Consider the following 20753-nt stretch of genomic DNA (forward strand, 5'->3'; position numbering starts at 1 on the left):
TTATATTCAGAAGTAAGCTAAAAAATAAGTAAAGGGGTTACGAAATGAGAAAAAAATTTTTTGCATTTTTAATTAGCTTTATTTTAACGTTTTCAGTTTCAGGGTTATCGTATGTAAGGGCTCAAAGTTCACAAGAAGATATTCAAGGAAACCTTGTCATTGTTGGCGGTGGGTTAGGTTCTTCGAATAAAGGAGTGTATGAAAGATTTATTGAATTAGCCGGATCTAAAAAGGCGAAAATTGGCATTATTCCTGCTGCTAGCGGTAAATTAAAATCTTCTTTAGATTTTAAACATGATTTAATAAATTATGGTGTAAGTCCAGAATCAGTAGAGATTTTACCTTTATCAAATCATGATTTTTCTGATACAGATGAAAATGAGTCTAATTGGAAGAATCATGCTAATAGTTTAGAAATTGCAAAGCAAATAAGAGGGCTGACTGCTATTTGGTTCGTAGGTGGAGACCAACAACGTATTGTTGATACACTACGTAGGGAAGGTAAAGATTCAATAGTCTTACAAGAAATTTGGGATATCTATCGAAATGGTGCAGTTATTGGTGGGACAAGCGCTGGAGCTGCAATAATGAGCAACACGATGATTACAGGTGGAGATAGCCTTGGTGCATTAAAAGGATATTATGAAAAAAATCAAAACCAAGGGGTAGGTAAAGAGTATGAACCTCTGTCAGTTGAAAAAGGACTAGGTTTCTTTCAAAATGGTATAGTTGATCAGCATATGGATGAAAAAGCTCGTTATGCTAGATTAGCAATTACAGCAATCCAGTATGAAAATAATGGGAATCTTGCTTATGGAATTGACGAAGACACTGCAATGGTTGTTAGCAACAAAGAAAAAACCATAGAAGTAATAGGTCGCAGTGGTGTATCTGTTATTGATGTAAATGAAGCAAAAAGAAATGGAAATTTAGAAAATATTAAAATTAACTACTTAGCTCAAGGTGACAAGATCCATTTTGATACTAATACGATTGATTTTTCAAAAAATAAATACGAAACAAAAGGATATGAGTATTACTCTTTTAAAACATTACCAAATACAGGGCTTTTAACACCTTATGGAAAGTTAAAAGATTATTTAGCCTACTCGCTTGTTGATAACGAATCGTCACAGGAAGTAAAATCATATTTATATGATAAAGAAGGCAGAGGGTACGAAATCGTTTTCCGAAAATCAAAGGATACAAATGGTTACTGGAATTATACTGATGGACAAAAAGATGATTATTCGATTCAAAATGTAACGATGGATATTCATCCTAAAAAATTAGTATTTAACGAACAAGATTCGGCAATTGACTATAAGAAGTCAGATTTTACTGTATCCAATTATACTAGAGAAGAACCTATAAAAGGGAATTTAGTCATTGTCGGTGGAGCGTTGGGAAGCAGTAATAGTGCAGTTTATAATAAATTGATTGAACTTGCAGGAGGACCTGAAAATGCAAAAGTAGGAATCATCCCTGCGGCGAGTACTAAACTGACTTCTTCGAATGATTTTACAAAAGATTTAATTAATTACGGAGTTAAAAAAGATTCTATTGAGATTCTACCAATATCTAGTCATGATTTTAAAGGTACTCCAGAAGACGAGAAGCAATGGATTAACAATATGAACGATGTCCAGTTAGTTAAAAAAATTAGTAAATTAAATTGTATTTGGTTTGTTGGTGGGGACCAGACATTAATTACTTCATCATTATTAAATGAAAATGGTTCAAATTCAAAAGTTTTAGATGCCATCTGGAAGATTTATAAAAATGGTGCTGTTATAGGTGGAACAAGTGCAGGTGCAGCTATTATGAGCAATACGATGATCGCTGGCGGTGACAGTTATGGGGCTTTAAGATATGGATTTATAAAGTCATATAATGATATGGAACAACAGGAAGGTGGACCAGTTTACCTAGAAAAAGGATTGAATTTCTTTCAAGATGGAATTGTCGATCAGCATTTTGATAAGAAAGCTAGGTTAGGACGTTTAATTGTTACAGCAAATGAAAAAGGAAAGAAAAATCAATTGGCATTTGGGGTTGATGAAGACACGGCTATGATTGTTAATAACAAAAAACATCAAGTCGATGTAGTTGGTCGTGGAGGATTAACTTTGATTGATTTATCGAAAGTCAAAATAAGTAAAAATATGCCAAATAAGTATAAAAATGTGATTGTTTCAGTTATTTCACCTGGAGATCATGTTAATTTATTAACGAATGAGGTAAGCGTAAGTAACTTAAAGTCATCAACAAAAGGATTTGAATATTATGATTCAAAAGTAGCCCCTTATACAGGAGTTTTTTCTCCGCATGGGTTGTTAAAAAATTTCTTAGCATATAATTTAGTTGATAATGTTCAAACAAAAGAAGTACATAGCTATAGTTTTAATGATGCTAAAGGATTTGAACTAACATTTAGAAAAACAGCTGAAACGAATGGCTACTGGACTTACAAGGATGGTCAAAAAGATGATTATAGTGTGGTAAATGTTTCGTTAGATATTAAACCTATAAATGTAGTCATACGATAAGAAATAATGAACGTATAAATTGAAAATAATATTGTAGTGCCTAAAAAAGAGTATTTAATAAAGTACTCTTTTTTTCATACTAAAAAATAAAATTAAACATATAAATTGGTATAGTACAAGTATAGGGAGGTACGAATGTGAGTTCAATTCTTACGTTTATTTTCGCGTTAATGTTATTTTCATTGTCTGGGATCTTATTTCTAATAGATATTAAATGGTATAGCAAGTTGAAAAAACCTGTATGGACTCCACCTAGTAAATTATTTGGAATCGTATGGGGAGTGCTCTATGTATTAATTGCACTTTCACTCGCTATAGTAGAATACAAAGTTGGTCTAAAAAATACATCATTTACTTATTTGATTATCTGGATCATAAATTATATAAGTAACCAGCTATTTAGTTATTTTCAATTTAAAATAAAGAGACTTGATTTAGCAGCATTAGATTGTTTAATTGTAGCAGTTACAGCGGTTTTATTAGTCATTTTAACGATACCCTATTCGATATTAGCCGCTGTATTATTAATTCCTTATGCTATATGGACTATATTTGCAACCTATTTATCATTTACTCTGTATTATTTAAATAAATAACCAATTTATCAAATAATTAATTTATATAAAAAAACAAAACGTAAGAATGTTGATTTAACAGCATTCTTGCGTTTTTAATTTAATGTTTTTTTAATTAAAACAGTGCTTAATAAGATAGCACCTTAAACATACTGAATCAAAAAGAATGTCATAATCCTCAAATATTCAAAGCTAAAGTGAAAAATATAACTTTCATGTAAAATATTCCAATTTTGCATTCGGGAAAAATTTTTCCAAATAGCTATAAAGTTTAGATTTTAATTCTTCTTCTTCTTCTTTTTGATAGATGTATTTTCCAATGCCATATTTACCCCACTTGTACCGTCTTTTTTCTTCATCTAATTCTAATTTTGTCATAGGGTAGTTTTTTTCAATAACTTTTTTTGCTGGCTTTGTAAAACGATGTTGAATAAACTCAAAAGTTAAATCTTTTTTGGCCTCCTGAGGAAGTTCCGCTTCCAACCTTTCAAACATATGAAGATATCCTTCCTCCCATCCTTCGTGCAGATAAATTGGTGCTACTATAAAACCAAGCGGATAACCAGCTCTTGCTACTTTTCCTGCTGCCTCAATTCTTTTTTCCAATGGTGAAGTTCCTGGTTCAAAGTTCTTGATCACATAATCAGCGTTAACACTAAATCGAAATCGAGTTTTCCCATTATGTTTTGCATCGAGTAAGTGATCCACATGATGAAATTTCGTAACAAATCTCAATTTTCCATACTCAGATTCACCAAAATGTTCTATCGCCCTTTTTAATGTATGTGTCAAATGATCAATCCCAACAATATCGGATGTACAAGATGCTTCAAACCTTGTCATTGAAGGGGCACGCTCCATCATGTATTTGTCAGCAGTTTCCAAAATTTCATCCACGTTTACATATGTACGAATATACGGCTTGCTCCCCATAGTAGTTTGTAAATAGCAATAATGACAATGTCCCATGCAGCCTGTTGCAAAAGGAATGGCATATTCTGCTGATGGTTTTGAAGTATCAAATTTAAGTGTTTTTCTAACCCCGACAACAAGTGTTGACTTGGCTACCCTGTATCTTTGAAGATCGTTGTCGCCTGGGAGATTTCTTACTTGGTTATGAGAAGTGGTATGGCGAATTTCGACCCCCATCTTTTCAAACTTTGTCTGTAGTTCTCTTCCTAATGGATAATCTAACGCACTTGGTTCGAAATATACTAGCTTTGGTGTAAAAGGTTTATTCATTCAAATTTCTCCTCTGTAGCTTCTCCAAAATAGTAATTATATGCTTGGTTAGCCTCTTCTTCAGTAGAATAAACTGCCATCTCATTTGAGAGAGGGTAATAAGTTTCATATAAAAATAAGGCTAATTCATTGGAGTTTTCTGGATTGTTTACAACTGCTGCAGCTTGAATATTTGCCACATTCTGTGTATGGGGGTTTCGGTAAAAAACATAGACAATATCACCAGGTTGATAAGTCGGATTATCGTTGTAAAGTTCCATTTCATCACCTTTCTTCCTGTAATTAAATATTTAATATTTACTAGGTTTTATGTTTTCCATAGTTAGTAAATTTATGTTTATATGATTATGAAAGTTTTTAAAGACTTAAACAACTATAGCTTACTTATTACATGAAAAATTCCAGATTACATGTTCAATCGCTAAACGCAATTTTCAACATTATTGCATAACTGTAGTCATATTTTTAATATATTGAACAAAATTGTCAGTAACTAGATGAAATCTTCCATTTTTGGAAAATATATACATTAATTATCCTTTTTAAGTAAAAAAGTCCCATCATTTTTTGACATGAAACCTCTGCTAAAGGACAGATGCAAAGTGTCTAATTCCAAAAAAGAAATGTAATTGAATCATCTGAAATTTTTAAAAACATTAAATTTTAATTTTGTACTTGATTCATGTAGGACTAAGGTGTATATTAATTGACATATCAATAGTTGACCCATCAATTATTGATAGGTCAAAAATTAGTAACCATTAATAAAATTTCATCAAATCTTTTTGGAGGTAGCGCGTGCCTAATACAAAAGAAACAAAAGTACTATCACTATTAAAAGAATTAAAAGTTCAAATTGAAACAACATTTGAAAAATGTATGGGTATTAGTCAGTCACGATTAGAAATTTTGAATCAATTGTTTGAGTACGGTGAAATTAGTCAATCTCAGCTTCAAAAAAATTTAAAGATTGATAGTGCTGCAATAACTAGACATTTAAAACAACTTGAGTTAAATGGAAAGATCACTAGAAGAAAGTGTGAGACTGATAACAGAATAACCTTAGTTAGATTAACACAAATGGGACAAGATCAAATGTCTAGTTTATGGAAGGAAAAAGTAGAGTTTGTAGAGAACATGCTTATTGGATTTTCAGAAGAAGAAATTGACTTAACACTTGAATATTTAAACCGTATACAAATAAATATGAACCAAATTAATTCAAATCGCGATAATCTAAATAATACTTAAATATTAGTAAAGAGGAGAATACAACAATGACTACGACAACATTAACTAATAATTTTAATGAAATTCTAAAAGGAAGACGCTCGATCCGCAAATATGATTCAAATGTTAAAATCCCAGTGAAGGAAATGCATGAAATAATAGAAACGGCAACTTTAGCTCCTTCTTCTGTAAACATGCAACCGTGGAGATTCTTAGTAATTGAAAGTGATGAAGCAAAAGCTACATTAGCTCCATTAGCCCGATTCAATCAATCACAAGTTGAAACTTCTTCTGCGATGATTGCACTTTTTGGGGATTTAAATAATTTTGACTATGCTGAAGAAATATATGGTCGTGCAGTTGAATTAGGTTATATGCCAAAAGATGTTAAAGAGAAGCAACTAGAAACACTTAGTGGTTTCTTTGCAAACAGTACTGCAGAGCAAATGAAAGATACTGTTTTAATTGATGGTGGATTGGTAGCAATGCAATTTATGCTAACGGCTCGTGCTTATGGTTATGACACTTGTCCAATTGGTGGCTTCGAAAAAGACAAAATTGCAGAAGCATTCGGTATGGATAAAGACAGATATGTTCCTGTTATGTTGATTTCAATAGGTAAAGCTGTGGATGCAGGATATCAATCTGTACGTTTACCAGTTGAACGTGTAGCAGAGTGGAAATAAAAAATAAAAAATAATATAAAAAAAATAATGAAAAGAAGGTAAATATAATGATTATTATTCATGCGAAAATGACAATTGATTCAGCAAAAGAAACGATGTTTTTAGAGGAAATGACTTCGCTTTTAGAATTATCAAGAGCAGAAGAAGGTAATATTTCATACGATTTGACAAAACAAACGGATAGGGTAAATGAATACATCATGGTCGAAACTTGGCAAGATTTAAATGCTGTAGCCACACATAATACAAGTGCTCATTTTACAGCGTTTGCTGAAAAAGCCAAAGATTACCTTACAGCGCCTATTCAAATAAATCTTTATGAAGCAAATAAAATAAAGTAATTTATTAAAAATGGAATAGTGTTTAGAAAATATACCTACCTTGACAATAAAATCATGTTTGAAACATATAAAAATTATTCTATAAGAGCCAGTAATGAATTAGGTTCATACTGTAAATTAAACCTATCTTAATCCTTGTGGTAAGATAGGTTTATTTCTTCTCAAAATTAAAACTTTTTAAGATTCTTCATTAGTGACTTCAATTTCATAAGATTACCTAGTTGGACTTAGATTCATGTTGCTTTTTGAATACTTACATACATAGAATTATTATAGCCGATACTAAAATTATGGTGTAAATTACATCATAAACTTCGATGTGGAGGTAAACTTATATGAATATTCGTGAAGGTTTAATCCCAACAGTTTTAGGTTCTGCTGTAACTGCTACTGGTTATGCATTAAAACAAAAAAGAGGAACGAATAAAATGATCGCCAATACAGTTTTTGGTTTTGGTTTAGCCCATATTGTATTAGGTGCCATTGACTTAGTTGAACATCGAAGATAGATTGAAAGAAGAGAGTGTCATACAAACACTCTCTTTTTTAATCTTTATTTAACAGCATGTTCAACTAGCCCAGTGTTTTAGTTTAATAAGGAAGAAAGCTTCGCTAACGTGGATTTTTTTCTTGAATTTTGAATCGTTTTATTGAATACGAAAATGAGAAAACTATTACTATTTTCCTTTGAAACTTCAAAGAGTTAAAAATAAAGAGGGTGCCCTTTTTAGGACATCCTCCTATCTCTTTTTAGTAATTTGTAGTTTTAGCTACTTCTGTATTTTGGGGTTCAGAAACACGAGTTAAAAAGAAAATACCAATTACAAATAGAATAATTAGACTAAATACCCCCATATTAGAACGTCCTGTGATTTGAGCTGTCAGGCCGACTATTAATGGTCCCATAATCGATGCGAATTTACCGAAAATATTATAGAAGCCAAAAAACTCATTTGATTTTTCTTTAGGTACAAGTTTTGCGTAATATGAACGACTTAAAGCTTGAATTCCACCTTGAGACGTGGCAACAAGCATGGCTAAAATCCAAAAGTCTAAAGTAGAATTTAAAAAGTAAGCATATATACAAACAAACATATAAATAATGATTCCAACATAAAGCATCATTTTACCGGAAAACTTATCTGCAAGCTTTCCATAAATAATTGCAAATGGAGCAGCAACAACCTGTGTGACAAACAAAATAATTAATAGATTTGTTGAACTGATTCCAAGGTCAGTTCCATATGCTGTCGACATGGTAATAATCGTTCCAACGCCATCGATATAAAAGAAATATGCTATTAAAAATATAAATAAGGCACGATATTGTCGGATATTTTTAAATGTTTTTCCTAGCCTCTTAAAGCTATTAAATACAGGATTTTGTTCAGGTTCAATAAAATAATTTTGACGAACGTTTCGTAACAAAGGAATTGCAAAAATGCCCCACCAGACTGCAGTAATGAGAAAGGCAATTTGACTTGCTAAAGTTGTTGAAATTGAAAGGATCTCTTTCTGAGCTAATACAATTATAGCAATACTAATGATAAATGGAATTGTACTACCTATATATCCTAAACCAAAGCCTCGAGCGGATACCTTATTCATACGAACTTCTGAAGTTACATCTACTAAAAAAGCGTCATAAAATACATTAGCGCCAGCAAAGCCAATAGCTGTAATCGTATAACATATCAATAGTAAAAGCCAGTTATCATTAGGAATAAAAGTAAGTACTGCAGTAAAAGAAACACCGAGAGTAAAAAAGAAAGTAAAGAGCTTCTTTTTAAATCCTTTATAGTCGGCGATTGTTCCAAGAATTGGACCTAACATAGCTAAGATGAATGTAGAAATAGCAATCGTATAACCTAAATAAGCAGTAGAATCAGAAGCACTTATTCCAGCTTTTGAAGCGGAAGCTTTATAAAAAAGAGGGAATACGGCAGTGCTAATAATAATAGAATAAGCTGAATTGGCCCAATCATAGAAAATCCAACTATTTTCTTGCTTCGTAAAACTCTTCATGAGTTTTTTCCTCCCAATGATTAGTAACTGCTATTTTTATAATAGGTTATAGATTAGATACTACTAATATTTTATTTCTCCTCTACAGTTTTCAGTATATTATCTAAAAATTCCCTATATAAGCAGAGGAAAAGAGGAGAATCCTTAAAATTTCGGGGGTTGGCTAAAGAAAAGCGCGAAAAAGGTAAAAAAGTCGTAGATGTTAATACATTATTTCCCACTTCTATGTTATCTTAGTTATATAACAATTCTTGGAGGTTACGAGTAATGAAATCTACTTTAAATGATACTACAAATGAGCAGCTCCCATATTCAAGGACCAATCCATTTCAAGCGAAGGTTCTTAAAAATATTAATTTAAATGGAACAGACTCAAACAAGGAAACAAGGCATATTGAATTATCATTGAAAGGATCAGGATTTACTTATGTCCCAGGTGCTGCACTTGGCGTGGTTCCTTCAAATGATCCAGAGCTAGTTGCTGCTCTTATAAATGAAATGAAATGGGATGAAGAAGCAGTTGTTACTGTTGGTAAGCAGGGTGAAACACTATCTTTAAAAGAAGCGCTTACATCCTACTTTGAAATTACACTAATAACGAAGAAGATATTACAACAGGCAGCTGCATTTACAGAAAACGAAGAGCTAAAAAACCTTGTGTTGGTTGAAAATGCAACTCAACTTAAGGAATATTGCTATGGGCGAGATTTACTTGATATGTTACGTGATTTTGGTCCATGGAGTGCTTCTGCTCAAGAGATCGTTTCATTATTAAGAAAAATGACTCCTCGTCTATATTCAATCGCAAGTAGTATTGCTGCAAATCCAGATGAAGTTCATCTAACAATCGGTGCTGTACGCTACACTGCGCATGGACGCGATCGAAAAGGTGTTTGTTCTGTTTTATGTTCAGAACGTATTAAAGAAGGAGATACTCTTCCAGTCTATGTTCAAGCAAATAAACACTTCTATCTGCCAGAGTCTCAAGACGTAGATATTATTATGGTTGGACCTGGTACGGGTATTGCACCATTCCGTTCGTTTATCCAGGAACGAGCAGTCAATAAAGTCGCTGGCCGTTCATGGTTATTTTTTGGAGATCAGCATGAAGCGTCAGATTTCCTTTATAAAAGCGAGTTAGAAAAATATCAACAAGATGGGGTATTAACAAAAATTGATACTGCATTCTCTCGTGATACAGATCAAAAAGTTTATGTACAGCATAAAATGCTTGAAAATAGCAAAGAAATGTTTGAATGGATCGAAAAAGGAGCTTATTTCTACGTTTGTGGCGATAAGGAATATATGGCTAAAGACGTCAACGAAGCGCTTATTACGATTCTTGAAAAAGAAGGTGCGATGGATCGCGAGGCAGCTGAAGCACATCTTAAAGATATGCAGAAGCAAGGGCGTTATCAACGTGATGTGTATTAATATAAAAAGAGATTAAGAATACAGGTATTTTGTAACAAAAAGTAACCCTTCGTTCCGGTTGGTACGAAGGGTTACTTTTTTTGTTGTCATTAAGGTCAATATTTTTCTCTAACGTCTACATTGAATGAGAGATGCAGTAATTAATGAAGGGATTCCATTAGAAATCGCATTACAAGTAATTACTTCAAATCCTGCACAAGTGCTAAAACTATCACAAAAAGATAACTTAAAACCTGGGTGCGACGCTGATATTGTTTTATTAAATCAAGAAACTTAGAATTTGAAACAGTATTTGCACTTGGAAGATATTGCTTTCCAAAGTTGATGGTGTAATTTTATGTCTAATTCAATTGTTGCACTGAATTAGTTGAATAAGATTATATTTATTAACCAAAAATTTTTTTGATTAACGAAAATGATAATACCGAATATTTTGGAAGAGCTAAGAAACCAAAACTCAACGCCACTAATTTTCCAATAGAAGATAGACCCTTGTTTTGTTCAACTTTTAATTTATTAAGTTTTTCATTTTTCGTCATACATCCAATAATCATAAAGGTGAGGAATATGTACTTATACAATATGGTACACTAATATTCGACCTTACAGGTGAGAGATTTGAATTAAGTCTAAATGTGACTTTTAAATTCCACTCAAAAAAGAACATATGAGTAAAACTATATGACGAGGTGTTGTTATGGATCACAAAGTTCTGCCAAGAAAAGAATGGCTTGAATCGAGGAAAGAACTTTTACAAAAAGAAAAAGATTTCACCAAGTTAAGGGATGAACTTACACAGAAGAGAAGAGATTTGCCGTGGGAAGCCGTTAGCAAGTCTTATCTATTTGACGGTCCGAACGGTACGGTATCATTAGCAGATCTATTTAATGGAAAAAGTCAATTGATTGTATACCATTTCATGTTCAGTCCAAATTGGAATCAAGGCTGCAAACATTGTTCTTTTTGGGCCGACCACTACAGCGGAATGGTTCCTCACTTAAATCACCGAGATGTCAGCTTTGTTTGTATTTCCCGTGGACCATTAGAAAAGTTGGAGGCATTTAAAAAACGTATGGGTTGGACATTTCCCTGGTATTCATCAGGACACACGGATTTTAATTATGATTTTCAAGCATCTTTTATAGAAGACGAAGTAGAAAATAAATTAGCATATTATAACTATACTATGCAAAATCCAATGAGTTCCGACAGAGAAGGCGCGAGTGTTTTTTATAAAGATGATGAGGAAAATATATTTCATACATACTCCACTTACGCACGTGGCATTGACATGATGAATATCACATACCAGTTTCTCGATTTGGTCCCGAAAGGTAGGCAGGACGATCGTGGACTGCTTCATAGTGATCAATATGTACCAAAAGTATAAATTTTTTCATATTAAAAGGACTGCAAAAATGAACTGCAGTCCTTTCTGTTATGCAACTAACGTTTGCGTGTGTGGGGATAAATGCAGTTATGAATGTTAGAACCAAACTTAGAATAACGGTTAGATTTTTTTTAATTTATTCCACCTTTAAGATAATTATATCAACTTAACGACCTTTGTAATTTGGGGGAATTCAGTATTTTGTTAAATAAATTTCAATTCTTCCTTATTCAACTAATCTTCCATTTGCTTGAAAAAGAAAAACGAACCTTCTTTATTGAAGAATCGCATGATTTAGTTGAATGACATAATCGACAAAATTGTCGGTCTTTTTTTGCCTAACTAGTATTTCTTAATTTACTAACATTCGCATAGCAATCTTTCATTTTCATCAAAAGTGTACATTTTTTCATCTAAATAAAAAAAGTAAATATAGTCAAATACACTAACAAGCTGCCCAAATCGAACGTATTGTTAGTTAGAAGACCTAAATAATTCAATTTAAATGGGTGATATATAATGAATAATAGACCTATGCTAATTAAACCGCCGAGTCCGCCGAGTCCGCCGAGTCCGCCGAGTCCGCCGAGTCCGCCGAGTCCGCCGAGTCCGCCGAGTCCACCGAGTCCGCCGAGTCCACCGAGTCCGCCGTTTCCGCCGTTTCCGGAGTGCAAATGTTGTTGCGAACAAGAGAAGTGTTGTTGTCATGAGCAAAAGATTTGTGATTGCTGTGAACACAAGGAATGTAATTGCCGTAAACGTAAGTGTTTTTGCCGTGAAAACAAGTGTGATTGCTGTAAACGCAAGTGTGAGTGGTTTAAACGCAAGTGTGAGTGCCATTGTCGCGGTAATTTCTGGTAGTCTTTAAATGGGAAGATCAATATTGATTAAAGCAAACAAGATTACCTTATTTTCCATATCCATAGCAAGAGTATCTATTTGTTCTTCTATGATAGATAGGTGCTCTTGTTATTGAAGAAGCATTTTGAAAAACATATGTAGACTGATTAAATGTCTTTGGAAAATAATTTTTTCAAATGATTATTATTCTCTGGAAGATAGTTATGGACGTTATTATATTCTGGTCATTTATTTTCTTAATCTTGTAATTTAATATTGCAATAGTAGTTTTCTATAAAAATGGTAAGTTAAACTTGATTTTTCTAGATTAGCAAACGGAATAGTCATTTTAGTATTGGAATTATTAGGATGTTAGTTAGGTTTTTCAGACGTAGTTTACAAAAATAAACATTACCTTATTCAACTAATGCATGCGTTAGTTGAATAAGAGTATAGTTTTTTTCTATTATGAGATAAGATATTTTTCTTTGAAAATTGGACTTAATTCACTCCATACATCAAATTTATTACCATCTAAATCATAAAAAACAAAGTTCCTTCCAGTGTGGCCTCTGTTTTCGATTTCTCCAACTTTTATTTCTTTTTCAATGAAATCTTTATGAATAGCTTCTAAAGCACTTAACCCATTTACTTCAAAAGTTATAGAAAAATGTTCTTCACCGTAAATATTATAGAAATTAGAGCTTTGGTTTTCTTTAGATTTAACAAGAAAGATACTTTGGTTTGCAAAATTAAGAATTACTTTGTCTTCGTCTTTATAACTTAACTCTGCACCTAATTTATTTACATACCATTCGGAAGAAAGTTCTACATTAGTCACTGGTATATAAGTAGTACCTACCCTTAATAATTTTTCATTCATCATCTTCATCTCATCTCCTGTTATCAGATTAATAAGTATATTCACCTCCTATGTATCTATGTCCTTCAATATATAATTCCAATTCTTTTCAACTAAACTGTCATTTAGCACAAAAAAAAGACCGACAATTCTGCCAATCGTGTTATTCGACTAAAGCATGCGTTAGTTTGGTAAGAAAAGTTATAAATTCCATTCCCTTTGTACAGCATTAAAATATATCAGCTTAAAATCATCAAGATATTTATCAAAGTAACTTAATTCTTCAATAAAACCATCAATTACATCGTTTAATAAAAAAACTCCATCATTAACTAATTCAAAACTGTCATCAAAACCATATAAATTACAGTAATCTTCGTCCCAATTTAATCCTGTTTGGATTAACATTCTAGCTATACACTTATTTGCTTCTTCATAAGTTAATTGTTTCAGTCGTACTTTTTGACTAATTACTGAAAGGAGTAGGTTCACCTCAAACGCTTCATCACTATTTCCTCTTAGTTCAAATAATTTTGCCTCAATATCATAAATATTTGCATTGGACATTAAAGAAGCTTCAATTATTTCATAAGGTGGAATATCATTTGTTTCAATTACTAAATCACACCATTTTATTAATTCTTCTTTACTCCAAACCCCACAACCTAGACCTAAACCATATATACTGGATAATATTTGAATTGAACTCAAAGTATTCACCCTCAATCGTACTCAAGATTTTTACTTTATTTTAACCCCAGTTTATCAAATATTCATCTAAAACTTTTAATAATCCTTATGCAACTAAACTGCCTTTTTGTTGAATAAAAAAATCGACTAAACAGCCGATCGTGTTATTCAACTATTGCACTGCGTTAGTTACATAAGAATAGTTCATATCCTCATTTGAAAACTTAACATTAAATTTCACTTAATATATTTTCTAATTCTATTAGATAAATAACTTTATCCTTTGTTAAGAATAGTTTATTATCTCTACCTACTGCATGTTTATAGTTTAGAGATTTACCTTCTTGATCCATAGTATAAATTTTTTTCTTACTCCTATTATGTAACGAATACAAATATACCTCGCCTTTACTGCCATAATCATGACTGAACAAAGCAAAATCATTATTGATAGCAAATGTATGGCTGCCTTGAATGGGGATATTTTCAAATATTTCATAAGTATCTTTTTCAATTTTCACTAAGGGAAATTCATTGTAATAGTAAATAAAAACTGTTTCATCTGAATTAACATTTAAAGCATAGCAACAAGCAATATAAGGAATTTCATTATTTGATTTTTTAACAAAATCTATATAATTAAATGTTTCTAATCCTTGAATATTAAAGCATCTTAATCCATAATCCATATTTTCATCAAAATAACTCACCCAAATTTCTGAGTTTTTAGTAGTTTGTACATCTTCAATGGCATCACCAAATGAGAAAGTATCTAAAGCGTTGCCTTGAACGTCATAAATAGTTGCATTGTTAATTGGTCCTTCATCATCGTCAATACGCGAACTAACCAGTAACCAATTTTCCTCAATTGGTTGTGCAAATTCAAAAGAGTATGAAACAGAAGGGATTTCAATGATTCTTGTTTCTCCACTTATAAAATGAAAAATTTTATATAGATATTTCCCCTTTTCTTCCTTTTCTGTTAGCAAAACCAGATTCCCATTATAATCTATGCTAATCTTAAAAAAATCGTGTTCACCTGCGATATCATCAACATTTTTGTAAAACGTTGGCTTAAAATTCTTCATAAAAGTTATCCCCCAAGATGTTCATATAATAAAAGAAATCATAAAAACCATTGTTTTTCTTATTGAACTAATCTGCCATTTTGTTCAATAAAAAATGACCGACAAGATTGCTGATCACGTTATTCAACTATTGCATGAGTTAGTTACATTAGAATTAAGTTGTATAAGATTAGCAATTTAACTTTTAATTGCAATCCAAACAATAATAACAATAGCTAACAGAAACAGAACTAAACCTATCAATGGGGCTAATAGAGCTAAATAGATTAAAATTGGATTCGCTTCTTGAGCAAGTATTAACATTTATTTTTCCCCTTAAAAAAATCAATTCTGTCTTGTATTATAACATTCCTCATGCAACTAAATTGCCATTTTGTTGCATAAAAAAATCGACTATTCAGCCGATCATGTTGTTCAACTAACGCATGAGTTAGTTGTATAACATTATTTTTAATAAGTTCCATATAAGTTGGTAATAAATACATTAAATATGCTATTGAGATAGGGAGCTTACTAATGAAAACGATATTGATGTTGTGTATGGTTATATATAATTTGTTTTTTTTTCCATATAACACGTTTGCTCAAAATATAAATGATAAGGATAAAGACGAACTAATTACCCAGTTCCTAGAACCATATTATTTAATAGCTCTAAAAAAGCACTTTGGTAGCCTATATAACATATCAACTCAATGCGAGCGATTAATTGAGATAAAAAGGGATCCCGATAGACCGAAAGTATTTACAGTAGAAGCGAAAACAATGACGTTTGAAGGTGCACATAATCCTCCTCATTATTCGGTAACCATTATAGTTTCGAACAAAGATGATGTTTTTAATTTCAAATTAATTAATTACAAAGTAGAAAAAACTCCACTAGGAACTACTTGTCAAAATTATTAAGAATAGTAAGAGAGGATGATCAAAAAGAGATCATCCTCTCTTTGTTGTTGAACTAACGCATGCGTTAGTTGAATTAGACAACATGTTTAAAAAGAATTATATTCTTTTAAAATCAGTTTAAATCTCGGCTTAAAATCAATTTCTATTGTTTGTTGAGAATCCTCATTAATAACTGTTAATAGTACACTTGAAGAATCTCTTCTATCTGCTGTAATCTCCATTTTCTCAATTCGCTTCAATTCCAAAAGCGATAACATTCTATCTGAACTTGTTTGAGTTACTTTTATTTTTACTTCACCATATGATGGAGAAACTGTAACAACAAAGTCTTCTTCTCCGTTAGAAAATTGATATGTTGCTTGATTATAATAAAAAGGCAGATTTTTCATATTGGAATCGAATAGTTTAGGTTCACACTCAAACAGCGAAAGAAGATCGTTTTCTTCTGGGAAATCTCTCACTCATTATCATCACCTTTCAATACTCTATTTTAACATTTCTTAAAGAACTAAAATCAGTTAGCACAAAAAAAGAACGACTATACAGTCGATCTTTTTGTTTAACTAACGTATTCGTTCCATTGATTTAGAGTAGCCAAAACACTCTCTAAATAACTTCCTACCAATATATTGATGAAAATTATTGTATTTACATCTGTAATATTCGTTCCAATAGCTAATCATTCTATTATAGCTTTTGCTAAACGTCCCTATATTTTCAAAACAAAATTTCCTAATCCTTTCCGTATCTTGTTCTTTTAAAATATCAAAAGTCATTTCTAATATTTCTACGACGTATTCATCACAGATTTTTACGATATAAGGAATTGCCCAATCTTCATAATCCATCTGAAGCAACGAATACATATGTTTTTGGCGAACAAACCCATCATAACTTCTTGAATATATGCAATGCAAAATCATTTTTTGTCGTTCACTTAAATTTTTTATTATATCATCTGATCTATCAATGTAGTATAAACGATAAGGAAACCTAATTACGTTATTATCTTGAAAATATTGAATAATATCCTGAGATACACCAATAGTGACATTATTATAAGTTTTATTAGGTATGAATCCTACTGCTTTAGTAACATCGACCCTCAAATAGTTTGGAAACCCCTCATGAAAGATACAATCACATCCTTGCTTCATATAATATTAAACATATGTAGTTCAACTGAAACAAAAAAGCCGCCATTAGCAGCTCTTTATATGCAACTAATGCTCTCGTTAGTTGCATAAGTATTATTTTTCATTATTCATTTCCTTTAAAAATTCGGGATCAATCCATATTTCTTCAACTTCATATCCTTCTAAATCATCCGCATTTGTAATATCTTCTTGTATCATATTTAAAAATTTATTAAATGATGTTGCTATTAAAGATAGGTTATTTAATTGTATTTTACCTTCCTCAAACATCAACTCTTTTTCATGATCCCAGAAATAAACGTAACCATATTTCTCCTCACTTAAATTTAGACAAATAATATTACCGCCTACATCACTTGCAACAGCCACACATCCTTTTGGAATCCTTCCATAGAATGTTTTATAACAAAGCAATAAGTCATTATAAATATCTAAGTCAGTACCAAAGAAAATAGATAAGATAAATTCAGGTGCTTCTTCTGATATAACTATATTTTCTTCTGGAATTCCACCATTGTATTTTTCTAAAAACTCTATGTATTCGTTCGGAAATGAAAGGCATAATTCATTTTCTAACTGATCAATCATTTTTTTGTTAAATTTATTGGTATTTGGTTTAATAGAAATCAAATTATCCTCTCCAATCTAATTTAATACTATTTTATCAGTACTCCTAATTCAACTATACTACCAGATACATATATAAAAAGCAGCCAATGGCTGCTCTTGATCCTCAACTAACGCATTCGTTAGGTTAATCTCATATTTCTTTCTTTTTATAAAAGCCTTCTAAATTTTAAGACCTTAATCTCATTTATTGGTTTGTTAATTTCAATTGACAACTCAGATTTAATAAGCTTATCCAATTCAGCTTCATTTTCTGTATGAACAACTTCTATTATAGAGCTTCTATTAAAGTTTTCTACTATGTAATTACGACCGTTCCAATTAAACAACCTATATTTGACTTCTATTTTCATTTCATCACCTCTCTAATCATTTCGACAAAGAGAAATTTTAATCCTTTTATTTCAAGAACCACAACTAACGCATGCGTTAGTTGCTTAAGGAATCGTATTTATCCATGTCAAAAAAGAATTCTAGATAATGATTATCTGGGTCTAAGCAGTAAACTGCAATATTACCACCAATCTCACCATCGCCCTCATGGCTATGTTTTACAGGACCGTAGCTTATAAACACATTTTTTTCTTTTAAACGTTGAGCAAATTCAAAGGATGAACGTTGCTCTTCAATTTCAAAAGCAATATGAAAATATCCATTGGTTGACGGAAGGATTTTTTTACCACTAGTATCTCTTCTTTCTACTAAAACAAGAGCATTCCTTTGATTCTTCGTATTTAAAAGAGCACAACGTATTATTTGATTTGGTAATACCTCAACCTCAAATCTATCAGTAATATTTTCTAAAGTGAATCCTAACTTTTCTATATACCAATCCATTGAATTCTCCAAATCGGATACGTATATAGCCACTCTTTCAATTTGTGAAATTAACGACGTTTTAGTTACTGGGTATTCTTCTGTTTTATTTAATTGCCGTTTCCCAGAAAGCGTTGATGGTAACAAAATTAGCTCTCGTATACATTTAATCTTTAACAAGGGGCTTATATATGTTTGCAATTTACTCATTTGTTTTGCCATAACTTTAATATCCTTTCTATTCAACAACTTCAATTATATGTCCGTTTGGATCCTTAAAGTGAATTGCTTCTTGTTCATTAGAAAATATTGGTAACACTCTTCCGTTGAGATACGATACATGAAGAGATTCTAATCGCTTTTTCACTTCATCTAAACTAACTCCGTTTACTAATTTAAGCGTGTAATGATTCCATTGGTCATGATCAATTTTCACTTTTGGGCTTTGGACTAAACAAATATCATGATGATAATGACCAAAACTAAAAAATTTCATAGTATTCCCTACAATCCTCATTGCTGCACTGCTATCTGGATGGGCAGTAGCTGAACATTGTAAATCAAAAACCTTTTCATAAAAACGTTGTGATTCTTGCAAATCATTCACATAAAACACTACATGTTGTAGTTTGGCTAATTCAGGGTAATTTTCATGTTTCAAATTGTTTTTCATTGAAATCTCCTCCCCTTACAGAAAAATTATTTATCTGATAAAAATCTTTTTAAAGCGAATTTTATGAACCCAATTTTAGTAGTTGGAATTTGATTAATCGGATCAAGACACTTTTGAGACCAGTTAATTTCTCTTTTATTATCCGTCCTTGCTGCATAATAATTTTTCATTGTTTCATTGTACTGAATAAGCGACTTTTTTTGTGCTTCCTCATCTTGAATGTATTCATTTTGAAAATATACCGCATGTAATGGCAAACGAGGTTTTTGTTCAGGTGTACTATCTGGCACACCAATACAAAGACCGAATAAAGGTACTACATTTTTCGGTAGTTTTAAAATTTTTTTGACAGCTTTCTCATGTTCAGCTATCGCACCACTATATACAACACCTAATCCCATTGATTCGGCAGCAAGAGTAGCATTTTGAGCTGCGATAGATGTATTAATAGTAGAAATCTTTTTAAACGGACCAAATTTATGAGCTAATTTTAGTTTCTTTTTTTGTTCATCACTTGCTAAAACAGAAATTCGATGTAAATCCGAGCAAAAAATAAGAAGCAATCCATTCTCTTTCACCCAACGACCTTTTGTAAGTTGATAAAGATACTCTTTAATTTTGGAATCCGAAACGCCGATTATGGCATAATCTTGCAAAAAGAGTGATGATGGTGCCATTTGTGCAGCTTTTATAATAGTCGTGATTTGTTCGTCAGTTATATTAATATCTTTAAACTTTCTAATCGTTTTATGATTCATGATTGTTTCAAGTACTTTATTCATAAAGGATTCTCCTTTTCAGCAAATGATTTTTGTTTCCTGGAAACAATGATAATGTATAACCATTTAAAAGTCAAATTTGTTTACTGGAAACAAAATAGGATATAATGGTTTTAATTAAAATATGAAGGGATAAATAATATTGGATAAAATTAAGAAGAATATATTAGATGGGTATATCAAATTAATTGAGAAAAACAATGAAGAGGATAAAGAAAAAAAATGGCTAATTCAAAATTGTAAAAACCAAGAGTTATTAATGATCTTGCAGGAAATTACGATTTTGATGTTACATGTATTAGATTGTATCCAAAAACACCAACCAGTAAAAGGTATCACTGTTGCAAATGAATTAAATATGCAAAGAGGTACTATCACGAAAATAACTAGGAAATTAGCAGAAAAAAATTTAATCATAAAAGAATGCGTTCCAAATAATAACAAAGAAATCTATTTTAGGACGACTAAAATGGGAAATGAACTTTGTGATTTACATCAATTGCTCCACAAAGAAATAAATAAAAATTATGTTAAGTTTATTGATCAATATAGTAAACAAGAGCTCATGTTCTTAGAGAAAATATTGGATGATTTGTCGAAGACTTCGTTTGTTAAATTGAATAATTCAAATTAAATTCCTAAAGTAAATGATTGATATCAGAAACACTTTTTTAAATGAACATTAATATAAAAAGTCCAGAACAAAAAATTTCTGGGCTTTTTTGCGTGTGAATTTTTACATTCCTTATTCAACTGATATGAACGAAACTGTCAACTCACCATACCCAAATGGTTTTATTTTTTTGTTTTTGTCTGTTTTTAGGCAGACTTATTCTAAGACTA

At 31.4% G+C, this 20753-nt stretch carries 26 protein-coding genes; 12 read left to right on the forward strand and 14 right to left on the reverse strand.

The features are described from left to right. Positions 1–44 precede the first annotated feature (44 nt). Both ACFWM3_RS18150 and ACFWM3_RS18155 read left to right on the forward strand, forming a co-directional pair. Positions 45–2549: a cyanophycinase gene (locus ACFWM3_RS18150; protein ID WP_390312345.1), complete on the forward strand. Its 2505-nt coding sequence runs from the start codon at positions 45–47 to the stop codon at positions 2547–2549. 137 nt (positions 2550–2686) lie between these two features. Next, entirely contained in the window at positions 2687–3145 is a 459-nt protein-coding gene (locus ACFWM3_RS18155; RefSeq protein ID WP_390312346.1) for a TspO/MBR family protein, read from the forward strand. 192 nt (positions 3146–3337) lie between these two features. On the opposite strand, the gene splB is transcribed toward ACFWM3_RS18155, so the two are convergent. Further along, positions 3338–4366: a spore photoproduct lyase gene (gene splB, locus ACFWM3_RS18160; RefSeq protein ID WP_056476483.1), complete on the reverse strand. Its 1029-nt coding sequence runs from the start codon at positions 4364–4366 to the stop codon at positions 3338–3340. Further along, positions 4363–4626: a transcriptional regulator SplA domain-containing protein gene (locus ACFWM3_RS18165; RefSeq protein WP_056476485.1), complete on the reverse strand. Its 264-nt coding sequence runs from the start codon at positions 4624–4626 to the stop codon at positions 4363–4365. The genes splB and ACFWM3_RS18165 overlap by 4 nt, the downstream gene beginning before the upstream one ends. A 538-nt stretch (positions 4627–5164) precedes the next feature. On the opposite strand from ACFWM3_RS18165, the gene ACFWM3_RS18170 reads away from it, so the two are divergent. From ACFWM3_RS18170 to ACFWM3_RS18185, 4 genes are all read left to right on the forward strand, one after another. Further along, positions 5165–5617, forward strand: a complete 453-nt coding sequence (locus ACFWM3_RS18170; protein WP_390312348.1) for a MarR family winged helix-turn-helix transcriptional regulator — start codon at positions 5165–5167, stop codon at positions 5615–5617. A 26-nt stretch (positions 5618–5643) separates the two neighbouring features. Then, positions 5644–6282 (forward strand): nitroreductase family protein, encoded by a 639-nt coding sequence (locus ACFWM3_RS18175; RefSeq protein ID WP_390312349.1) that lies wholly within the window; start codon positions 5644–5646, stop codon positions 6280–6282. A 47-nt stretch (positions 6283–6329) separates the two neighbouring features. Then, on the forward strand, positions 6330–6623 hold the full coding sequence (locus tag ACFWM3_RS18180) for a putative quinol monooxygenase (RefSeq protein WP_056476494.1): 294 nt from the start codon (positions 6330–6332) through the stop codon (positions 6621–6623). 335 nt (positions 6624–6958) lie between these two features. Continuing rightward, the gene (locus tag ACFWM3_RS18185; RefSeq protein ID WP_056476497.1) at positions 6959–7132 is read left to right on the forward strand and encodes a hypothetical protein; all 174 of its coding nucleotides are present in this window, start codon (positions 6959–6961) and stop codon (positions 7130–7132) included. 241 nt (positions 7133–7373) lie between these two features. Here the strand turns inward: ACFWM3_RS18185 and ACFWM3_RS18190 are convergent, their stop codons facing one another. Beyond that, positions 7374–8648 (reverse strand): MFS transporter, encoded by a 1275-nt coding sequence (locus tag ACFWM3_RS18190; protein WP_390312350.1) that lies wholly within the window; start codon positions 8646–8648, stop codon positions 7374–7376. Positions 8649–8915: 267 nt separating this feature from the next. Here ACFWM3_RS18190 and ACFWM3_RS18195 point away from each other — a divergent pair, with 267 nt between their 5' ends. The 4 genes from ACFWM3_RS18195 (at position 8916) to ACFWM3_RS18210 (ending at position 12340) form a co-directional block, all read left to right on the forward strand. Continuing rightward, positions 8916–10082, forward strand: coding sequence for a sulfite reductase subunit alpha (locus ACFWM3_RS18195; protein ID WP_390312351.1), 1167 nt, complete (start codon positions 8916–8918; stop codon positions 10080–10082). Positions 10083–10206: 124 nt separating this feature from the next. Next, positions 10207–10359, forward strand: coding sequence for an amidohydrolase family protein (locus ACFWM3_RS18200; protein ID WP_390312352.1), 153 nt, complete (start codon positions 10207–10209; stop codon positions 10357–10359). A gap of 420 nt (positions 10360–10779) precedes the next feature. Continuing rightward, complete coding sequence (locus tag ACFWM3_RS18205; protein WP_390312353.1) at positions 10780–11472, forward strand: DUF899 domain-containing protein; 693 nt, start codon at positions 10780–10782, stop codon at positions 11470–11472. Between the two features lie 706 nt (positions 11473–12178). Next, the gene (locus tag ACFWM3_RS18210; protein ID WP_390312354.1) at positions 12179–12340 is read left to right on the forward strand and encodes a hypothetical protein; all 162 of its coding nucleotides are present in this window, start codon (positions 12179–12181) and stop codon (positions 12338–12340) included. 438 nt (positions 12341–12778) lie between these two features. On the opposite strand, the gene ACFWM3_RS18215 is transcribed toward ACFWM3_RS18210, so the two are convergent. From ACFWM3_RS18215 to ACFWM3_RS18230, 4 genes are all read right to left on the reverse strand, one after another. Further along, on the reverse strand, positions 12779–13195 hold the full coding sequence (locus ACFWM3_RS18215) for a VOC family protein (protein WP_390312371.1): 417 nt from the start codon (positions 13193–13195) through the stop codon (positions 12779–12781). A gap of 180 nt (positions 13196–13375) precedes the next feature. Then, entirely contained in the window at positions 13376–13885 is a 510-nt protein-coding gene (locus ACFWM3_RS18220) for a protein kinase (protein ID WP_390312355.1), read from the reverse strand. A 209-nt stretch (positions 13886–14094) separates the two neighbouring features. Continuing rightward, on the reverse strand, positions 14095–14952 hold the full coding sequence (locus ACFWM3_RS18225; RefSeq protein ID WP_390312356.1) for a hypothetical protein: 858 nt from the start codon (positions 14950–14952) through the stop codon (positions 14095–14097). A 177-nt stretch (positions 14953–15129) separates the two neighbouring features. Further along, on the reverse strand, positions 15130–15255 hold the full coding sequence (locus tag ACFWM3_RS18230; protein WP_390312357.1) for a hypothetical protein: 126 nt from the start codon (positions 15253–15255) through the stop codon (positions 15130–15132). A gap of 213 nt (positions 15256–15468) precedes the next feature. Here ACFWM3_RS18230 and ACFWM3_RS18235 point away from each other — a divergent pair, with 213 nt between their 5' ends. Then, positions 15469–15858 (forward strand): DUF3888 domain-containing protein, encoded by a 390-nt coding sequence (locus ACFWM3_RS18235; protein WP_390312358.1) that lies wholly within the window; start codon positions 15469–15471, stop codon positions 15856–15858. Between the two features lie 86 nt (positions 15859–15944). On the opposite strand, the gene ACFWM3_RS18240 is transcribed toward ACFWM3_RS18235, so the two are convergent. The 7 genes from ACFWM3_RS18240 to ACFWM3_RS18270 form a co-directional block, all read right to left on the reverse strand. After that, a complete protein-coding gene (locus tag ACFWM3_RS18240; protein ID WP_390312359.1) occupies positions 15945–16319 on the reverse strand; it encodes a hypothetical protein in 375 nt (124 codons plus the stop codon). 102 nt (positions 16320–16421) lie between these two features. Continuing rightward, the gene (locus ACFWM3_RS18245) at positions 16422–16967 is read right to left on the reverse strand and encodes a hypothetical protein (RefSeq protein WP_390312360.1); all 546 of its coding nucleotides are present in this window, start codon (positions 16965–16967) and stop codon (positions 16422–16424) included. 141 nt (positions 16968–17108) lie between these two features. Beyond that, positions 17109–17645 carry an SMI1/KNR4 family protein gene (locus ACFWM3_RS18250; protein WP_390312361.1) on the reverse strand — a complete coding sequence of 179 codons (537 nt, stop codon included), beginning with the start codon at positions 17643–17645 and terminating at the stop codon, positions 17109–17111. 146 nt (positions 17646–17791) lie between these two features. Further along, the gene (locus ACFWM3_RS18255; protein ID WP_390312362.1) at positions 17792–17995 is read right to left on the reverse strand and encodes a hypothetical protein; all 204 of its coding nucleotides are present in this window, start codon (positions 17993–17995) and stop codon (positions 17792–17794) included. 76 nt (positions 17996–18071) lie between these two features. Further along, positions 18072–18680 carry a VOC family protein gene (locus ACFWM3_RS18260; protein WP_390312363.1) on the reverse strand — a complete coding sequence of 203 codons (609 nt, stop codon included), beginning with the start codon at positions 18678–18680 and terminating at the stop codon, positions 18072–18074. 16 nt (positions 18681–18696) lie between these two features. Continuing rightward, a complete protein-coding gene (locus ACFWM3_RS18265) occupies positions 18697–19131 on the reverse strand; it encodes a VOC family protein (RefSeq protein WP_390312364.1) in 435 nt (144 codons plus the stop codon). Between the two features lie 26 nt (positions 19132–19157). Next, positions 19158–19913 (reverse strand): NADPH-dependent oxidoreductase, encoded by a 756-nt coding sequence (locus ACFWM3_RS18270; RefSeq protein WP_390312365.1) that lies wholly within the window; start codon positions 19911–19913, stop codon positions 19158–19160. A gap of 139 nt (positions 19914–20052) precedes the next feature. On the opposite strand from ACFWM3_RS18270, the gene ACFWM3_RS18275 reads away from it, so the two are divergent. Beyond that, a complete protein-coding gene (locus tag ACFWM3_RS18275) occupies positions 20053–20544 on the forward strand; it encodes a MarR family transcriptional regulator (protein WP_390312366.1) in 492 nt (163 codons plus the stop codon). Positions 20545–20753 lie beyond the last annotated feature (209 nt).

The organism is Gottfriedia sp. NPDC058432 (genome assembly GCF_042721555.1).
GTDB lineage: Bacteria > Bacillota > Bacilli > Bacillales > Bacillaceae_G > Gottfriedia.